Here is a 15835-nt window from a genome sequence, read left to right on the forward strand (position 1 = left end):
CTCTCAGAATTAACTTCTTTATTCTTTTGTTCCACGTGGAACTATTAAAAAATTCCAAGTTTCAAGTTTTAGATACTCATTCAACTAAATGTTCCACGTGAAACATTTCTAAATACCTTCACTAAAACTTAAATCTAATTTCAAAAACGTTCCGCGTGGAACGTTTTTGAAATTCCTTTATTAGAATTAAACATGTTTCACGTGGAACACAAGCGTGTTTAAATCTTCTTTAAATTTGAAATGAAACTTCCCCCGAAACAAATCCTTTACTGTTTCACGTGAAACATTGCGATCTTTTCATCTTCTTTTGATCGCATCAATACCGCATCAGCTTCACTTTTGTCTTTGTATCCACAGTAATGCAATATGCCGTGAGAAAGAACTCTCTTTAATTCTTCTATAAAAGAAACATTAAAATCTTTTGCATTATCTTCTACTCTTTCAACAGAAACAAAAATATCTCCGTTTAATTCGTTACCAACTGTGTAATCAAAACTGATAATATCTGTAAGTGTGTCGTGGTTTAGATATTCGATATTTATCTTATGAAGATATTCATCATCACAGAAAATGTAATTTATCTCTCCTTCGTTTTTCTTTTCAGAAACAATTACAGCACTCAACCAATCAGAAAAGGCTTGTTCGTTATCTAAAGTAAATTCGGTTTCGTAATTAAAATTGATCATTTTGTATTAAAATATTCTTGAACCTTTTGATTAAAATTCGAGCGCAAAGGTAGTGATTGTCTATTTAAAATTTCTACACTGTTTAAATATTCTAAAAATGAGCTTGGTAAAGCATTTGTTCTATTCGTAAATTCAGCTTTGTTTGTTTCAGATTGACGCTTCGTATCCTGACCTTGTTGTTGAACTGCATTGTTTAATTTTAATAATTCCTGCTGAATATTCAGGATGCGCTGCAAGTTCTCATTTTTGAAACCTTTGTTTAAAAGCTGTTTTTCTGAAGCTTTCATTTGATCAATTACAGATTTTCCTTGAGAATCTAATCCTTGTTTTGCTAATTCTTTTTGTAATGCTTCACGAAGTTTTACTTGTTCTTTATAAATCTCCATGATGGCTTCAGCGTCTCCTTCTCCATCATTTCCGTTTTCACCGTCTTTTCCTTCTCCACCATTTTTATTTCCCTGTCCGTTTTTACCTTCACCATTCTTTCCCTGACTTCCTTTTCCTTGTTCTTTACCTTCTTTTCCCTGACCTTGCTTTCCTTCTCCGCTTTGTCCCTGTTTTCCATCACCTGGCTTTTGTCCTTGTTTCATTCCCTCTTTCATTTTATCACCCAAACCTTTTTGCTTTTGAATAATATCCGGCAATTGCATTCCTTGTCCTTCTCCTGGTTTTGGTTTTCCAGATCCAGGTTTAGACATTGACATCTGCATATTGTTTAATAAATCACTTAAAAAGTCAGCTAATTTATTTGCAGATGAAGTAGCATATTGTTGGTGTGAAACCCCTTTAGGAATCTGAACATCGGTTAAAGTTTCAATTGCTTTGTCAATATTGTATTGTACGTTTCCTATTTCTTTTGTTACATCTTCAGCTACTTTTGGATTACGTAAAGACAATGCAAACAAACTATCATCAACATGTTTGAACTGCTGTTTTAAATTCTGCTGAATCTTGATATTCTTTGTATATGCAGAAGAACCCAATTTCATCGATTTAAATTGTTTCATCACATCCTCCTGAGATAAAGAATAAGCCAGTAGATTATCCAGAACCTGACGTAACATCGCAACATCTTCTTCTAATTGTTCTTGATCTCCACCCTCCATACTCGACTGCATTTCCTGCGACATACTTTTCATTTTCTTTGCAGCACTTTTTTGTTTTGGCTTAGCCGAAGAAGTATTCTTTTTACTCAGTTCTTCAGAAGCTTTTTGCAAATCAGAATCTACCTCTTTTTCTTTTGAAGCATCAGAAGGAATATCAATTGGAGATTTTAAAGTTTTGTTTTCTTGTTTTAAATCTTTTAAATCGTCTTTAATTTTATCAAACGCTTTATTAATATCGTCCTGCTTTTCTTTAGTATTTTCCGCATCTTTGTTTGAAAGCTTTTCTTGCTGTTCGGCAAGCTTGTCTAATTTCTCAGCAACTTGTTCTGCCTTCTTTTCAACATAAAAACGCTTCGTTAATTCAACTAATTGTTCTAAGTTACGAGATTGGTTTTTACTGATTTGTTTGAATTTTTCCATCTTATCAAACAACTCTTCACTTTGAAGTTTATCATTTAAATTCCTCAATTCATCCATTAACTTCTGATTCTTTTCTAAATCCTTCTCTGCATTATCCAAACGCTTTTGCAAATCATCAGCAGTTTTATCCTTCTTCTCAGATTGAAACTTGTTTAAATTCTTGTTCATTTTATCAGCAAACTGTTTCATCAATTCATCTTGTTGTTTTTGACGTTTGATAAAATCGCTTACTTTTTGTTGATCTTTAAATTCTAAATTATCTTTTTCTTTTCCACTTTTCTGAAGCTTATCCATTTCAGAAAATTGCTTGTTCTGATTTTTTAAAGACTTTTCTAAACTATTTATATTGTCATTTTGCTGTTGCAATTCCATATCCTGAATTTCATCTCTTGTAGAAACACGATCTGAAAACACAGAAGATTTTGTACTCTTAAAACCATGTGGTGCATCGTTATCAAAAACTTCAAAATAGTATTCATAAGATACTCCTTCTTCCACAGCAAGATTACTTGGAAAGTTAAAAACGAACTGATCAAATACGGCTTGCTTTACAGGAATAGTTCCACGCTTAGCCGCGTTTGGTTTGTTGCGCTCGTAGTAAACAATCTGCAATTTTGATAATCCGTAGTCATCACCCAATCTTCCTAACACATAATTTTTATCCAACTTTAAACTATCTGGCGCAGGCGAAACTGTGATTGTTGGGTGCTGATCTTTGATAACAGACAGCTGATAATCCAGTTTTTCGTAGTTTTTGACTTTATTATTCGAAGTAAGAATTTGATATTCTGTATTTTGACTTATATTTTTAGCCAATTTAAACTCATTTTCGGCCTTCTTGAACTTAAAAGTTGCGTTTTCATCCTTCCAAACAATTTCCTGAGTTGACTGCGTATTCATTTTCCAGGTTACCAAAGTTCCTTCCGGTACGATTGCGTTTCCTGTTCCTTGGATAGTTTCTGATTTCTTTTTTAGATAAGATGGAAAATTCAGTATCATTTCAAAGTTGGCAATTGACGGAACGGTGATTACTTTCAATTCATATTCTTCAGATGAAACTGAATTTCCTTCAAAAGAAAAAGCAACATTTGAAACCGGTTTTTCAATCTTGAATTCAAACTTTCCTGGTTGAGATGATTCCATAAAATAACTTTCATCTCCAATATGAATCATTACATTTTCAGGAACTATATTTCCAACAGATTCCATCTTAACAACGAAATCTTTGTTTTGTTCTGTCTGCAAATTCTGATTTAGAACCACAAATTTAAATGGAGACGGTGGTAAAAAAGTAGCATTAAAATGCACTACTCTATTTAAACTTTGAGAAATTATATTGCTGTTTCCCGAAATATAAAACACAGCAAAAAGCAAAATTGGAATAATTGCCAATGGCAAATACTTCTTATTCTTTTTAAAATTGATGGCATTTCCAAATGGAATTGGCTGTAATGAATTTGCTTTTTGTTCTATCGAAGCCAACATTAATTCTGAACTTTCTGCTGAATTCTCAGAAGCTGAAAGCTGCAAAAAGTTCGTTAGTTTATCACTCACTTCTGTAAAATGGTTTCCAATAATGGCTGAAGCCTGATTATAATCAATACCTTTTTGAAGCTTGAACAACTTAAAAATTGGGAATAAAATAAATCTAAACAAAAGGAAAACTTCTACTCCAATAAACATCCAAAATAAAAGTGTCCTTCCTACTGGTTTTAACCAAAGAAAATACTCTATAAAAAGTGTAAATAAAAAGTACAATAATCCAAAACCTATAAAAAGAAGTCCTCCTTTTATCAATTCATTGGTGTAATATTTTTTAATAAATGCTTCTAATTTTAGATATATAGCAGATGTTGTTTTCAAAATAAAATCTCTTTTGATTATAACCCATAAAAGTAGTAATTATAACAATTCAAATTTCAAAAATCAATTGTAATGACAATGTTCAAAAACAATCTCAAATACAACTTCATAAATCTAAAATCAACAATCTTAAATCTAAAATCTGAATCGTATCTTTGCATCAAAATTTAAACAAATGTCAAAGCAAGTTCGTGTGCGTTTTGCACCAAGTCCAACAGGACCTTTACATATTGGCGGCGTTCGTACTGCCCTATTTAATTATTTATTTGCCAAAAAAAACAATGGTGTTTTCTATTTAAGAATTGAAGATACTGATCAAACTCGTTTTGTTCCGGGTGCTGAAGCTTATATTATGGAAGCATTAGAATGGTTAGGAATTGCTCCGGAAGAAACCGTTGGGAAAAATGAAAAATTTGGTCCGTACAGACAAAGTGATCGTAAGGAATTATACCAAACTTATGCTGATCAACTGATCAAGTCTGGTTGGGCATATTATGCTTTTGATACACCAGAAGCTTTAGATACTTTAAGAAAAGAACAAGAAGCAGAAGGAAAAACATTTATTTACAATCATACTAATCGTGAAAAGTTAGATACATCTTTGGTGCATTCTGCTAATGAAGTTGCTAAAAGAATTGCAAATGGAGAACATTATGTGATCCGTTTTAAAACTCCGGTTGATGAAACTTTACATTTAAAAGACATTATTCGTGGTGATGTAAAATTTGACACGAATCTTCTTGACGATAAAGTATTATTCAAAAGTGATGGTATGCCAACTTATCACTTGGCTAATATTATTGATGATCATTTGATGGAAACTTCACACGTAATTCGTGGAGAAGAATGGTTACCATCAATGCCACTTCACGTTTTATTATACAGAGCTTTTGGTTGGGAGGCTCCGGAATTTGCACATTTACCATTAATTCTAAAACCAGTTGGAAACGGAAAATTATCTAAAAGAGATGGTGATAAATTAGGATTTCCAGTGTTTCCATTAAAATGGAAAACAGAGGAAGGCGTTTCATCTGGTTATAGAGAAAAAGGATTTTTCCCGGAAGCAGTTATAAATTTCCTTGCTCTTTTAGGTTGGAACGATGGAACTGATAAAGAATTATTTTCTTTAGAAGAACTTGTAGAGTCTTTTGACTTAAACAGAGTTCATAAATCGGGAGCAAAATTTGATCCGGAGAAAAACAAATGGTTCAATCACCAGTATTTAATTAAACAAAATGATGAAGATTTGGCAAAGGCCTTCACTCCTATTTTAGAAGAAAAAGGCTTCTCGACTCCGCTCGAAGTGACAACAAAAATTGTTTCATTAATCAAAGAAAGAGCTCATTTTGTTTCTGAATTTTGGGATTTGACTGATTTCTTTTTCCAGGCACCCACATCTTATGATGAAAAAGCAAGCAAAAACTGGAAGGAAGAAACTCCCGCTTTAATGCAGGAATTGATTTCTACTCTTGAATATATTGATGGTTTTGATTCAGCAAATATTGAGGCAATCGTAAAAGACTGGTTAACGAAAAATGAAATTGGAATGGGTAAAGTAATGCAGCCTTTCCGCTTGAGTTTGGTTGGCGCTTTGAAAGGTCCTCACCTATTTGATATAGTTGAAATCATTGGGAAAGAAGAAACTATTTCGAGAATTCAGAAAGCAATAAGTACTTTATAAAAGATATATTTTCAAAATACAAACGCTAAGTAACATAACAAAATGTACTTAGCGTTTTTTTATATTCAAACCCGAAGAAATTTCGTAATTTACACATCCATAAAACTTAAATCAATATCATTATGAGTATTCCATTTATTATCATTTTAGTCTTCGGATTTTTTATTTTCCTCTCGTCTTTCTTTACCGTGAAACAACAATCTTCTGTTGTAATAGAAAGGTTTGGTAAATTTTTAAGCGTAAGAAATTCAGGTTTACAACTTAAAATTCCGATAGTCGACAGAATTGCCGGACGTGTAAATCTTAAAATCCAACAATTAGATGTTATCATTGAAACGAAAACAAAAGACAACGTTTTTATCAAAATGAAAGTTTCGGTTCAGTTTAAAGTTATTCAGGAAAAAGTATACGATGCTTTTTACAAATTAGAATATCCACATGATCAGATTACTGCTTATGTATTTGATGTTGTTCGTGCCGAAGTTCCAAAATTAAAATTGGATGATGTTTTTGAAAGAAAAGATGATATCGCAATTGCTGTAAAAAGAGAATTGAATGAGGCAATGACTACTTACGGTTACGATATTATCAATACTCTGGTAACAGATATTGATCCTGATATTCAGGTAAAAAATGCTATGAATAGAATTAATGCTGCTGACAGAGAAAAAACTGCTGCTGAATTTGAAGCTGAAAGTTCAAGAATCAGAATTGTTGCCAAAGCAAAAGCTGAAGCTGAAAGTAAACGTTTACAGGGTCAGGGTATTGCAGATCAGCGTCGTGAAATTGCCAGAGGTTTAGTAGAAAGTGTTGAAGTTTTGAATAATGTGGGCATCAATTCACAAGAAGCTTCGGCTTTAATTGTCGTTACACAACATTATGATACATTGCAGGCCATTGGTGCAGATGCCAATTCTAATTTAATTCTGTTACCAAACTCTCCACAAGCCGGAAGTGATATGTTGAATAATATGGTTGCTTCCTTTTCAGCATCGAATCAGGTTGGTGAAATGATGAAGAGAAACAATAAAAAAATTGATAAACCAAAAAAGATTGAACCACTTCAATCTGGTTATGAAGATGATATTCAACCTGAAACAAAAGAATAACATAAAAGAAAAGAGGCTTAATTGCCTCTTTTTTTATTAATAAACCAGTTGATTACAAAGGGTAAAATCGATTGTAAAATTTTTGGATATGAAATTGAAAAGTAATCTTTGTATGAAGAAAAAATTCCACCAATGATATTTTGTGGTGTGATACTTTCTTTTGTTCTCTGAAAACTTAAAACTAATTTCTGATAATTAATCTCCTTCTGTAATTTTAAAATTTCCAAATCTCTTTCGATTTCTGCATATGATGAGTATTTTTTTGCTTCCATAAGATTAATCATTAAAAAAGATTTCTGAAAATTTCTCCAAAATTGGTCCTTCTACAAATTTGTCTTTTATAAAGAAAAGTAAAATTGTAAAAACAAAATAGATCCCTCCTACTGCTAAAAACCCTAAAGCATTACTTTCAAATAAAGATCCAAAAGCATATGCCGCAGCAAAAGATCCAAAAATCAAAACCATACTAAAACACAATAAGATCAGGGTAAACTTAAAAATTAAAGTCGTTGATTTCATCGCAACTTTAAAACCCCATAGTTTATAATACGCTAAATGGCTATCAAAATAGAGTTTAGCCTGTTCCTGAATACTTTCAGTATTTTCTTTTAATTCTTCAAAAGCCATATTGTAGTTTAGTTTAAAAAAAGCACAAAATTACTTATAGATAAGTGTTTTTGTGCTTTTTGAATTAATATTACTTCTGAAGTTTAGCGTTCTGTGCTTTTAAATCAGCTAATTTAGATTCTAAAAATGTAATTACTTCCTCTGTTTTATGACTCACATTCGAAAGCAACTCATCAAAAGTTCCGTCCAGACCTTGTGTAGCATTCGTAAATTTTTCACGAAGGACTTCAGAACTTGCTGCTAAAGAATCTTTTAAATTTAGAGCAGTATCCCCTAAATTTTCTTTCAGTTTAGCTCTCGTATTAGAACCTTTATCCGGAGCCAATAAAATTCCGATTGCTGCTCCTACTGCAGCACCAGCTAAAATAGCCGCAATTGTATTTGAATTATTAGACATAATATTAAGTTTTTTATGATAAATAAATGTACATCTTTTTTGAATTATAAATATTGATTTAATATTATTTTACTAAATTTTAATAATATAATTAATACACATAAGCTATAGCTTCATACTTCCCATTCTCTTTTTCGATTATACTTACAAACGGATAGCCATTAGAAGCCGACTTTGTTTTGATTCGGATGGCAGTATTATTTCTGTTGGCAATTGGCGGCTCCCCTTTTGTCTTCGTCGAGAGACCTGTAAAATTTGCCGCCTGCTTTAAACCTACTGTCTTTTTCTGAGGTAAAACAATTACCATTTTATAATCTGATTTTGAATTTACTATAACTTTATCAGATATTTTTTGAGTTTGATTCGTTTGTTTATTGGTAATTTTTGAAACTGCATACTTGGTAATTTTATGTTCCTCAAAACTCCCGTTTAGAGAATAATGAATTAAATCATTTTCATGTTTGATAAAATTAACATCCAATTCTTCTCCATTATGTTTTGAAATTTGATGTGTTTGAGAAATTGCAATATTTGCAAATAAAACAGCCAGGGTAAAAAATACATTTTTCATGATAATTAAATTTAAGGATTAAAAATTTCTTTGATCAAAATGAAAATCAAAAATTTATAAATCACAAAACCAATTTCATGAAATTTGAAAATTATGAAATGCAATTGAAAAATACTTTTAAATATTATCAGAAACAAAATCACAATTAGAATTGACCATAAAACCAATTTTCAGAATACAGACTTAGAATACAATCTAAAACAAAAATCTATTTTTTTGAATTTCAGAAAAACTCATTCGATTCCTAAAGTTGTCATTTTTAAAATTAAAAAATTTCAGATTTGACCTTTGGATAAAAATAGCAACTTTATAAACAATTGTATGTTAATAACCCGTTAAACTGACAAAAATGACTTATAAAATTAAAATAAAGCTCAAGAATCAACAATTATTCAAAAGATGAGTTTAGATATGGAAGAAATAAAAAAAGGTCTTAAAATTAAAATATGAAAGTAACTTTTAGTTAAAAATATCTATTAAAATTTACAATTAATAGATTTTATATATAATAATTATATTCATTTAAATTTATTAAATCGATCATTAAAATTGATTGAGTAAAATTTCATTTTCTTTTTGAAGAAATCCTCACATTTTTTCAAAAGTAGATTTCAAATGTCAACTTATAAACATTCCGCTGTTAATAAGCTCTAAAGATGGATGAAATAAAAGCTAAAATTAAAATAAAGCGTTTATTTTAATCATTTTCTTTAAGATGAATTCTGTTATCCTAAAAAGTAAATAAATGATTTAAAATTAATTTATGTAGGTCATTTTTAATATAAAATATTTATAAAAATTTAATTTTATATAGAAAAAACAAATAATAAAAAAAGCGCTTATAAAAGCGCTTTTCAATAGATTGTAATAATATTATTTTTTTACCATTTCAGAAAGAATTTCAATTTCTCTCTCCGAAGCATTTTTTGGAGGATTTGAATATAATTTTAAAATTTCCTCTTCAAATTGATTTTTGAAATCTGAAGTTTCTAAATCTCTTAAATTCAAAAGTGCTTTTGATCGTACATAAGTCGATTCACTTCTAAGAGACATGTTATATAATTTTTTAATATCCTCTTCTTCAAAATCTGAAGATTTCAAATGAGAATATTTCAAAATAAATTGAGCAAATAACAATGAAGCTTTATTATTGTTGATATTCTTTTTTAATGAATTTTGTAATAAGGAAAAACTGGAAATATTTTTAATACTCTCTCCTATTGCGCTTTCAATTGCAATTCGTTCCGGTTTAGTTTCAACTTTAAAATATTTATTGATTTCTTTTAAGGAATTGTTAATGCTGTTTTCTTCCTTCTTACCTTTTTCTTCCCAGGCATCTTTTAATCCAACAGTTCTGTTAAATACTAATTTTGAAGGAGTTGAATCTTTATCAACAGTAAAATAACCTAAACGTTGAAACTGAAATTTGTCTTCATTTCGTGCTGTTGCTAAACTTGGTTCTACAAATCCTTTGATGATTTCTAATGAATTTGGATTCACAAAATCCAGGAAGTTTTTATCTTTATAACTGTCCGGAGCTTCATCTGTAAATAAACGATCGTACATACGAACTTCAGCTTCAACTGCATGCTGAATAGAAACCCAATGTAATGTTCCTGAAACTTTTCTCTGACTTGCTTCTGTCCCGCTTCCACTTAAAGAATCGGTATCATAAGTAACATGAATTTCTGTAATATTGCCGCTAGCATCTTTTATAACACTTTCTCCCTTAATGATATATGCATTTTTAAGACGTACTTCTTTTCCTAAAGTTAGACGGAAAAACTTCGCTGGGGCTTCTTCTAAAAAGTCTTCTCTTTCAATATATAATTCACGGGAAAAAGGCACTTTTCTAAAACCTGCACTTTCATCTTCCTGATTATTTTCGGCTTCCAGCCACTCTTCTTTTCCTTCAGGATAATTTGTAATGACCAATTTTACAGGATCTAAAACAGCCATGACACGAGGTGCAATTTTGTTCAAATCTTCACGAATACAGAATTCTAAAACTGATACATTTATTAAATTATCACGTTTTGCAATACCAATTGTATTAGCAAAATTACGTAATGAAGCAGCAGTATAACCACGTCTTCTTAAGCCCGAAATAGTTGACATTCTAGGATCATCCCAACCGTTAACATGCTTTTCCTTAACCAGTTGCTGTAATTTTCTTTTACTTACAACAGTGTGTGAAAGATTACGTCTGGCAAATTCTCTTTGTTTTGGACGAATCTTATTTTCATCAATAATCTGATCTAAAAACCAATCGTATAATTCTCTATGTGGTAAGAATTCTAAAGTACAAAATGAGTGTGAAATCTCCTCTAAATAATCACTTTGTCCATGTGCCCAATCGTACATTGGATAGATTTTCCAGATATCGCCGGTCCTATGGTGGTGTTTGTGTAAAATCCTGTACATGATAGGATCACGCATCAGCATATTAGTAGATTTCATATCAATTTTTGCACGAAGAATATGAGTTCCAGCCTCAAACTCTCCGTTTTTCATTCTTTCAAATAAGTCTAAATTTTCTTCAACAGAACGATTTCTGAATGGACTATCGGTTCCAACACTAGACGGAGTTCCTTTTTGAATCGCCATATCTTCAGATGATTGACTGTCAACATACGCTTTATTTTTTTTAATTAACAAAATCGCCCAGTCATATAATTGCTGAAAATAATCAGAAGCATAACGTTCTTCTGTCCAGTTATAACCCAGCCATTCCACGTCTTTTTTAATAGCATCAACAAATTCTTGTTCTTCTTTTTCAGGATTGGTATCGTCAAAACGTAAATTTACAGGAGACTGATAATCAATTCCTAAACCAAAATTTAATGCTATTGAACTTGCGTGCCCAATATGCAGATAACCATTTGGTTCTGGTGGAAAACGAAAACGAAGTTTGGAATTTGACAGACCTGATTTCAGATCTTCTTCTATGATTTGTTCAATAAAATTGAGTGATTTCTCTTCTGATGCCATTATTTATAGTAATTTTAGCAAAGATAAAAAAGTTTAGAGTTTTCGGTTTACAGTTTACAATTTTCTTTAGAAACTTCTCACTGAAATTGAATATTTAAGCAGAATAATTAAAAAAATGGGAGTTATAAAATTAAAAAACATCCGAACTTTTTCTTACCACGGATGTTTAATCGAAGAGGGAAAAATAGGGTCTGATTACACTGTAGATTTAAAAATTAAAACCAATTTACAAAAATCAGCAGCAACAGATCATCTGGCTGATACTGTTGATTATGTACATTTAAACAAAATTGTTACTGAGGAAATGGCAATTCGTTCCCATTTATTAGAGCATGTGGCCAAAAGAATCAATATTCGTGTTTTAGCAGAGATTCCTTTGGTACAAAAAACTACAGTTTCAGTATCTAAAATTAACCCTCCTATTGGTGGTGATGTTGAATCAGTTACCATAAAAATGATGGAAATTAGAAAGTAATTCTTTACAACAGAAAACTAATTTTTTAAAATAGTTACTTTTAAAGTTTTGAATTTTAAAGATTTTAGTTACTTTTGCCATCCGTTCAAGTAATGGCGTCGTGGCCGAGCGGCTAGGCTGGGCTCTGCAAAAGCTCCTACTCCGGTTCGAATCCGGACGATGCCTCCAGAAGAGATACAGCAATGTATCTCTTTTTTTGTGTCTAACTTTTTCACAAACTGAACGTAAATTACTTAATATAATTCTCCTTGTCGAAATAACAAACATAAGATAAGTGTAAGCATAAAAAAAACCTCTAAAAATGAGAGGTTTAAATTTATATATTTTCAGTTGTTAAAAACTACTTCTCAATCTTTTCAAAAGCATTTTTTACCATTTCTTTTTCTTTTGGAAACCAGCCTTGTGTTATTAAAACAAGTCCAAAAACCATTAAAACAATACTAATTATTTTTTTTATTTTAAGAATGTTGGTTGGCGTCATTTTAGATTTTAATTGTTTGGCTAATAATATTTTAAGGCAGTCAACTAATAAATAAGTAATAATGACCGAAGTAAAAAAAGTAATCATTCGCGAATTTTGCATTTCTAATTTTGGACCGACAGAAATAATAACAGCCAGCCAGAAACCAAGAACACCAATATTAATAACATTCAGTAAAAATCCTTTTATAAACAAACTCCCGTAGTTTCGTTTTATAATATCCCGATCTATTTCTTCATCATCAATTTTTTCTTCATTCTTTAATCTTACGAACGAAATAATGCCATATGCCAACATAATAATTCCGCCAAAAATAAACAATGCAGGTTTATCTTTTAAGCTCTGAATCAATCTGTAACTTCCTAAATAAGCAATTCCTATAAAAAAAATATCACCTAATACTACACCAAGATCAAATACTATTGCAGCTCTGAATCCTTTTGTAATACTGGTTTCCAGTAGTATAAAAAATACTGGGCCTATCATGAAACTTAAAAAAAGTCCCCATGGCAGCCCAGCTAAAATATCATTTATCATTCAAATACAATTAGTTTACTTTACCTCTTCGATTTTTCCTCCTAAAACCGTTTTCTGATTAATTTGTTTCGGTTTTCCGTAAATATAAATAGAGCCTCCTGCGCTAACTTTTGCATCAACTAAGGTCGAAGCATTCACATCTGCTTTACCTCCGGCAGAAACGCTTACTTTGGTTTGGGCAGTATTTAATTTACTTGCCAGGAGATAACCACCTGCTCCTAATTTTGCATCCTGATTGGAAGCCTTACCTGATAAGGTGATTTCTCCTCCTGAAACAGAACTTACATCAAGTCTATCTACATCTACATCAATATTTATTTTACCGCCTTCTTGTGCACTGACTTTAAAAGATGTTGCTTTAATTGTTTCCTTGCTTGTAACTACTGCGCCTTCATTAACATCAATAAGCTCAATATGTTTGTAATAAACAGTAATATCCAAATCATCACCAGATAATAATTTTGGAAAAGGCATTCTTAATTTTAATAACCCTTGTTTATTAACCACTTCAAGTTCTGATTCACGAGCTCCTTTTATTACAATCTTATTATCTGATGACTGTACTAATTTTACATGTAATTTATCGAATACTTTTACAGAATCGAAATCTCCTAATTCTTTGGTCACCTGACCAAATGACAATTGCGCAACTAATATTGCAGCCCCTATAATAAATTTTTTCATTTTCAAAATTTTTAAATTTAACAACTATTCTGCTCTTCGTAAAAAATGAAAATCCAATTGTTTTTTAACCAAATCCGCATTTTTTACTTTAACGTAAATTTCATCCCCTAATTGCAATATACTGTTTGAAGTCGCTCCAACCAAAGCATATTGTTTTTCATCGAAAGTATAATAATCATCTTTTATTTCTCTGATTCTTACCATCCCTTCACATTTGTTTGAAATTATTTCAACATAAATTCCCCATTCTGTAACACCGGAAATAACACCCAAAAACTCTTCGTCTCTATGGTCCTGCATGTATTTTACCTGCATGTATTTAATACTGTCACGTTCAGCATTTGTCGCTAAACTTTCCATATTTGAGCAATGCTGGCATTTTGTTTCGTAAATTTCTTCGTCTACAGATTTTCCTGCATCCAGATAATATTGAAGCAAACGATGTACCATTACGTCCGGATAACGACGAATTGGAGAAGTAAAATGACTGTAATAATCAAAAGCTAATCCATAATGGCCAATATTATCTGTCGAATATTTAGCTTTACTCATACTTCTAATGGCAAGAGTATCAATTAAATTTTGCTCTTTTTTACCATTTACTTCTTCCATCAGAGCGTTCAGTGATTTTGAAATATCGCCTTTATTACGAAAATCTATTTTATAACCAAATTTAGCAATTACTGCTGCCATAGCAATTAATTTGTCTTCATTTGGTTCATCGTGAATTCTGTAAATAAATGTTTTCTTCTGTTTTCCAATATATTCAGCCACTTTTCTGTTAGCTAAAAGCATGAATTCTTCAATCAGGTGATTAGCATCTTTTGATATTTTAAAATAAACTCCTTCCGGCTCACCTTCTGCATCTAAATTGAATTTTACTTCGACTTTATCAAAAGAAATCGCTCCATTCGCCATTCTTTTCTTTCTTAAAATCTTCGCTAATTCATCTAATTTTAAAGTAGCTTCAACAATTTCATCTGAAACTACATAAGATTCTCCGGTAATTGAAATATCAACCGGAATCGTATTGTCTTTCGTTTCAATAATATATTGTGCTTCTTCATAAGCAAATCGTTGATCTGAATAAATTACGGTTCTTCCGAACCATTGATTAATAACCTGTGAAGTTGGAGAAATTTCAAAAACTGCAGAGAATGTATATTTCTCTTCATTCGGACGTAATGAACAGGCAAAATTAGACAAAACTTCCGGGAGCATTGGCACTACCCTATCTACTAAATAAACCGAAGTTGCACGTTGGTATGCTTCATCATCTAAAATTGTTCCTTCTTCTAAATAATAGGAAACATCGGCAATATGAATTCCGATTTCGTAATTTCCGTTCTCTAACTTTTTAAAAGACAAAGCATCATCAAAATCTTTTGCATCTTTTGGATCTATCGTAAACGTGAGTGTATCACGCATATCACGACGTTTTGCAATTTCAGATTCCTGAATAGAAGTATCTATTTTTTGTGCATATACCTCTACTTCTATCGGAAAATCTGCTGGTAAACCATATTCAGCCAAAATAGCATGAATCTCAGTATTATGTTCTCCGGGTTTTCCTAAAACTTTAACCACAGATCCAAATGGACTATCAGCTCTTTTTGGCCAGTCTTCAATCGTTACTAAAACAACATCACCGTTTTCTGCTTCTCCAATTTTATCTTTCGGAATAAAAATATCCGTATACATTTTAGGATTTGCAGTAGAAACAAAAGCAAAATTTGCCTGAATATCTATTACTCCTACAAAATCTGTTTTATTTCTTTCAACTACTTCAATAACCTCACCTTCAGCACGTTTTCCTTTTCTTCTGTTATAAACGTACACTTTTACTTTGTCTTTATCTAAAGCACGATTTAAATTATTAGTCGGAATAAAAACATCTTCAGTAAACTCAGGACAAACAAAATAGGCCGTTTTTCTACTGGTCATATCAATTGTTCCTTCGTAATAATCTTCACTAACTGCCTTAATCAAATATTTTCCCGGTTCTGATTCTATTATTTTTTTGGACGCAGCCAGAATTTTTAAATCTTTTATAATCTGATTTCTGCTTTTGGTATCATCAAGTTCAAGCTTTGCTCCTATTTGTTTATAATTGAATGCTTTATTAGCATTTTTCGATAAAACTTTTAAAATTTTACTAGAGAAATCACTCTCATTTTTTATCGGCTTTTTAATTTTCTTATTCATAT

13 protein-coding genes and 1 tRNA gene are annotated in these 15835 nt (G+C 31.2%); 4 read left to right on the forward strand and 10 right to left on the reverse strand.

All coding sequences use genetic code 11. The features are described from left to right. Positions 1-266: 266 nt before the first annotated feature. Complete coding sequence (ybeY, locus tag ACEN92_RS14600) at positions 267-686, reverse strand: rRNA maturation RNase YbeY (RefSeq protein WP_495639082.1); 420 nt, start codon at positions 684-686, stop codon at positions 267-269. Next, a complete protein-coding gene (locus ACEN92_RS14605) occupies positions 683-4075 on the reverse strand; it encodes a coiled-coil domain-containing protein (RefSeq protein WP_495639083.1) in 3393 nt (1130 codons plus the stop codon). Before ACEN92_RS14605 ends, ybeY begins: the two co-directional genes overlap by 4 nt. Before the next feature lie 175 nt (positions 4076-4250). Between ACEN92_RS14605 and gltX the strand changes: the two genes are divergently transcribed. Further along, entirely contained in the window at positions 4251-5756 is a 1506-nt protein-coding gene (gene gltX / locus ACEN92_RS14610; protein WP_495639084.1) for a glutamate--tRNA ligase, read from the forward strand. A 122-nt stretch (positions 5757-5878) separates the two neighbouring features. Further along, on the forward strand, positions 5879-6865 hold the full coding sequence (locus ACEN92_RS14615) for an SPFH domain-containing protein (protein ID WP_495639085.1): 987 nt from the start codon (positions 5879-5881) through the stop codon (positions 6863-6865). Between the two features lie 17 nt (positions 6866-6882). On the opposite strand, the gene ACEN92_RS14620 is transcribed toward ACEN92_RS14615, so the two are convergent. From ACEN92_RS14620 to ACEN92_RS14640, 5 genes are all read right to left on the reverse strand, one after another. Next, on the reverse strand, positions 6883-7137 hold the full coding sequence (locus ACEN92_RS14620) for a DUF6327 family protein (protein ID WP_495639086.1): 255 nt from the start codon (positions 7135-7137) through the stop codon (positions 6883-6885). Positions 7138-7141: 4 nt separating this feature from the next. Continuing rightward, the gene (locus ACEN92_RS14625) at positions 7142-7492 is read right to left on the reverse strand and encodes a competence protein (RefSeq protein ID WP_495639087.1); all 351 of its coding nucleotides are present in this window, start codon (positions 7490-7492) and stop codon (positions 7142-7144) included. A 70-nt stretch (positions 7493-7562) separates the two neighbouring features. Beyond that, positions 7563-7889 carry a YtxH domain-containing protein gene (locus ACEN92_RS14630; protein ID WP_495639088.1) on the reverse strand — a complete coding sequence of 109 codons (327 nt, stop codon included), beginning with the start codon at positions 7887-7889 and terminating at the stop codon, positions 7563-7565. 91 nt (positions 7890-7980) lie between these two features. Continuing rightward, positions 7981-8460, reverse strand: a complete 480-nt coding sequence (locus ACEN92_RS14635) for a hypothetical protein (RefSeq protein WP_495639089.1) — start codon at positions 8458-8460, stop codon at positions 7981-7983. Positions 8461-9333: 873 nt separating this feature from the next. Continuing rightward, positions 9334-11451 carry a glutamine--tRNA ligase/YqeY domain fusion protein gene (locus tag ACEN92_RS14640; RefSeq protein ID WP_495639090.1) on the reverse strand — a complete coding sequence of 706 codons (2118 nt, stop codon included), beginning with the start codon at positions 11449-11451 and terminating at the stop codon, positions 9334-9336. Positions 11452-11566: 115 nt separating this feature from the next. Between ACEN92_RS14640 and folB the strand changes: the two genes are divergently transcribed. After that, a complete protein-coding gene (folB, locus tag ACEN92_RS14645; RefSeq protein ID WP_495639091.1) occupies positions 11567-11926 on the forward strand; it encodes a dihydroneopterin aldolase in 360 nt (119 codons plus the stop codon). A 94-nt stretch (positions 11927-12020) separates the two neighbouring features. Then, positions 12021-12094 (forward strand) — tRNA-Cys (locus ACEN92_RS14650). Positions 12095-12266: 172 nt separating this feature from the next. Here ACEN92_RS14650 and ACEN92_RS14655 read toward each other — a convergent pair. Genes ACEN92_RS14655 through rnr form a run of 3 tightly spaced genes read right to left on the reverse strand, consistent with a single transcriptional unit; the run spans position 12267 to position 15833 of the window. Further along, positions 12267-12944, reverse strand: a complete 678-nt coding sequence (locus ACEN92_RS14655; RefSeq protein ID WP_495639092.1) for a LysE family translocator — start codon at positions 12942-12944, stop codon at positions 12267-12269. 15 nt (positions 12945-12959) lie between these two features. Continuing rightward, complete coding sequence (locus ACEN92_RS14660) at positions 12960-13628, reverse strand: head GIN domain-containing protein (protein WP_495639093.1); 669 nt, start codon at positions 13626-13628, stop codon at positions 12960-12962. A gap of 24 nt (positions 13629-13652) precedes the next feature. Then, positions 13653-15833 carry a ribonuclease R gene (rnr, locus tag ACEN92_RS14665; RefSeq protein ID WP_495639094.1) on the reverse strand — a complete coding sequence of 727 codons (2181 nt, stop codon included), beginning with the start codon at positions 15831-15833 and terminating at the stop codon, positions 13653-13655. Between the last annotated feature and the right edge of the window lie 2 nt (positions 15834-15835).

It is taken from the genome of Flavobacterium sp. Flavsp81 (assembly GCF_059491325.1).

Bases quoted from the DNA above. Each gene is read 5' to 3' on its own strand.
- ACEN92_RS14635 (WP_495639089.1), bottom strand. From the start codon at position 8,460: ATGAAAAATGTATTTTTTACCCTGGCTGTTTTATTTGCAAATATTGCA.
- ACEN92_RS14660 (WP_495639093.1), bottom strand. From the start codon at position 13,628: ATGAAAAAATTTATTATAGGGGCTGCAATATTAGTTGCGCAATTGTCA.
- ACEN92_RS14615 (WP_495639085.1), top strand. From the start codon at position 5,879: ATGAGTATTCCATTTATTATCATTTTAGTCTTCGGATTTTTTATTTTC.
- gltX (WP_495639084.1), top strand. From the start codon at position 4,251: ATGTCAAAGCAAGTTCGTGTGCGTTTTGCACCAAGTCCAACAGGACCT.
- ybeY (WP_495639082.1), bottom strand. From the start codon at position 686: ATGATCAATTTTAATTACGAAACCGAATTTACTTTAGATAACGAACAA.
- ACEN92_RS14655 (WP_495639092.1), bottom strand. From the start codon at position 12,944: ATGATAAATGATATTTTAGCTGGGCTGCCATGGGGACTTTTTTTAAGT.
- ACEN92_RS14640 (WP_495639090.1), bottom strand. From the start codon at position 11,451: ATGGCATCAGAAGAGAAATCACTCAATTTTATTGAACAAATCATAGAA.
- rnr (WP_495639094.1), bottom strand. From the start codon at position 15,833: ATGAATAAGAAAATTAAAAAGCCGATAAAAAATGAGAGTGATTTCTCT.
- ACEN92_RS14625 (WP_495639087.1), bottom strand. From the start codon at position 7,492: ATGGCTTTTGAAGAATTAAAAGAAAATACTGAAAGTATTCAGGAACAG.
- ACEN92_RS14620 (WP_495639086.1), bottom strand. From the start codon at position 7,137: ATGGAAGCAAAAAAATACTCATCATATGCAGAAATCGAAAGAGATTTG.
- folB (WP_495639091.1), top strand. From the start codon at position 11,567: ATGGGAGTTATAAAATTAAAAAACATCCGAACTTTTTCTTACCACGGA.
- ACEN92_RS14630 (WP_495639088.1), bottom strand. From the start codon at position 7,889: ATGTCTAATAATTCAAATACAATTGCGGCTATTTTAGCTGGTGCTGCA.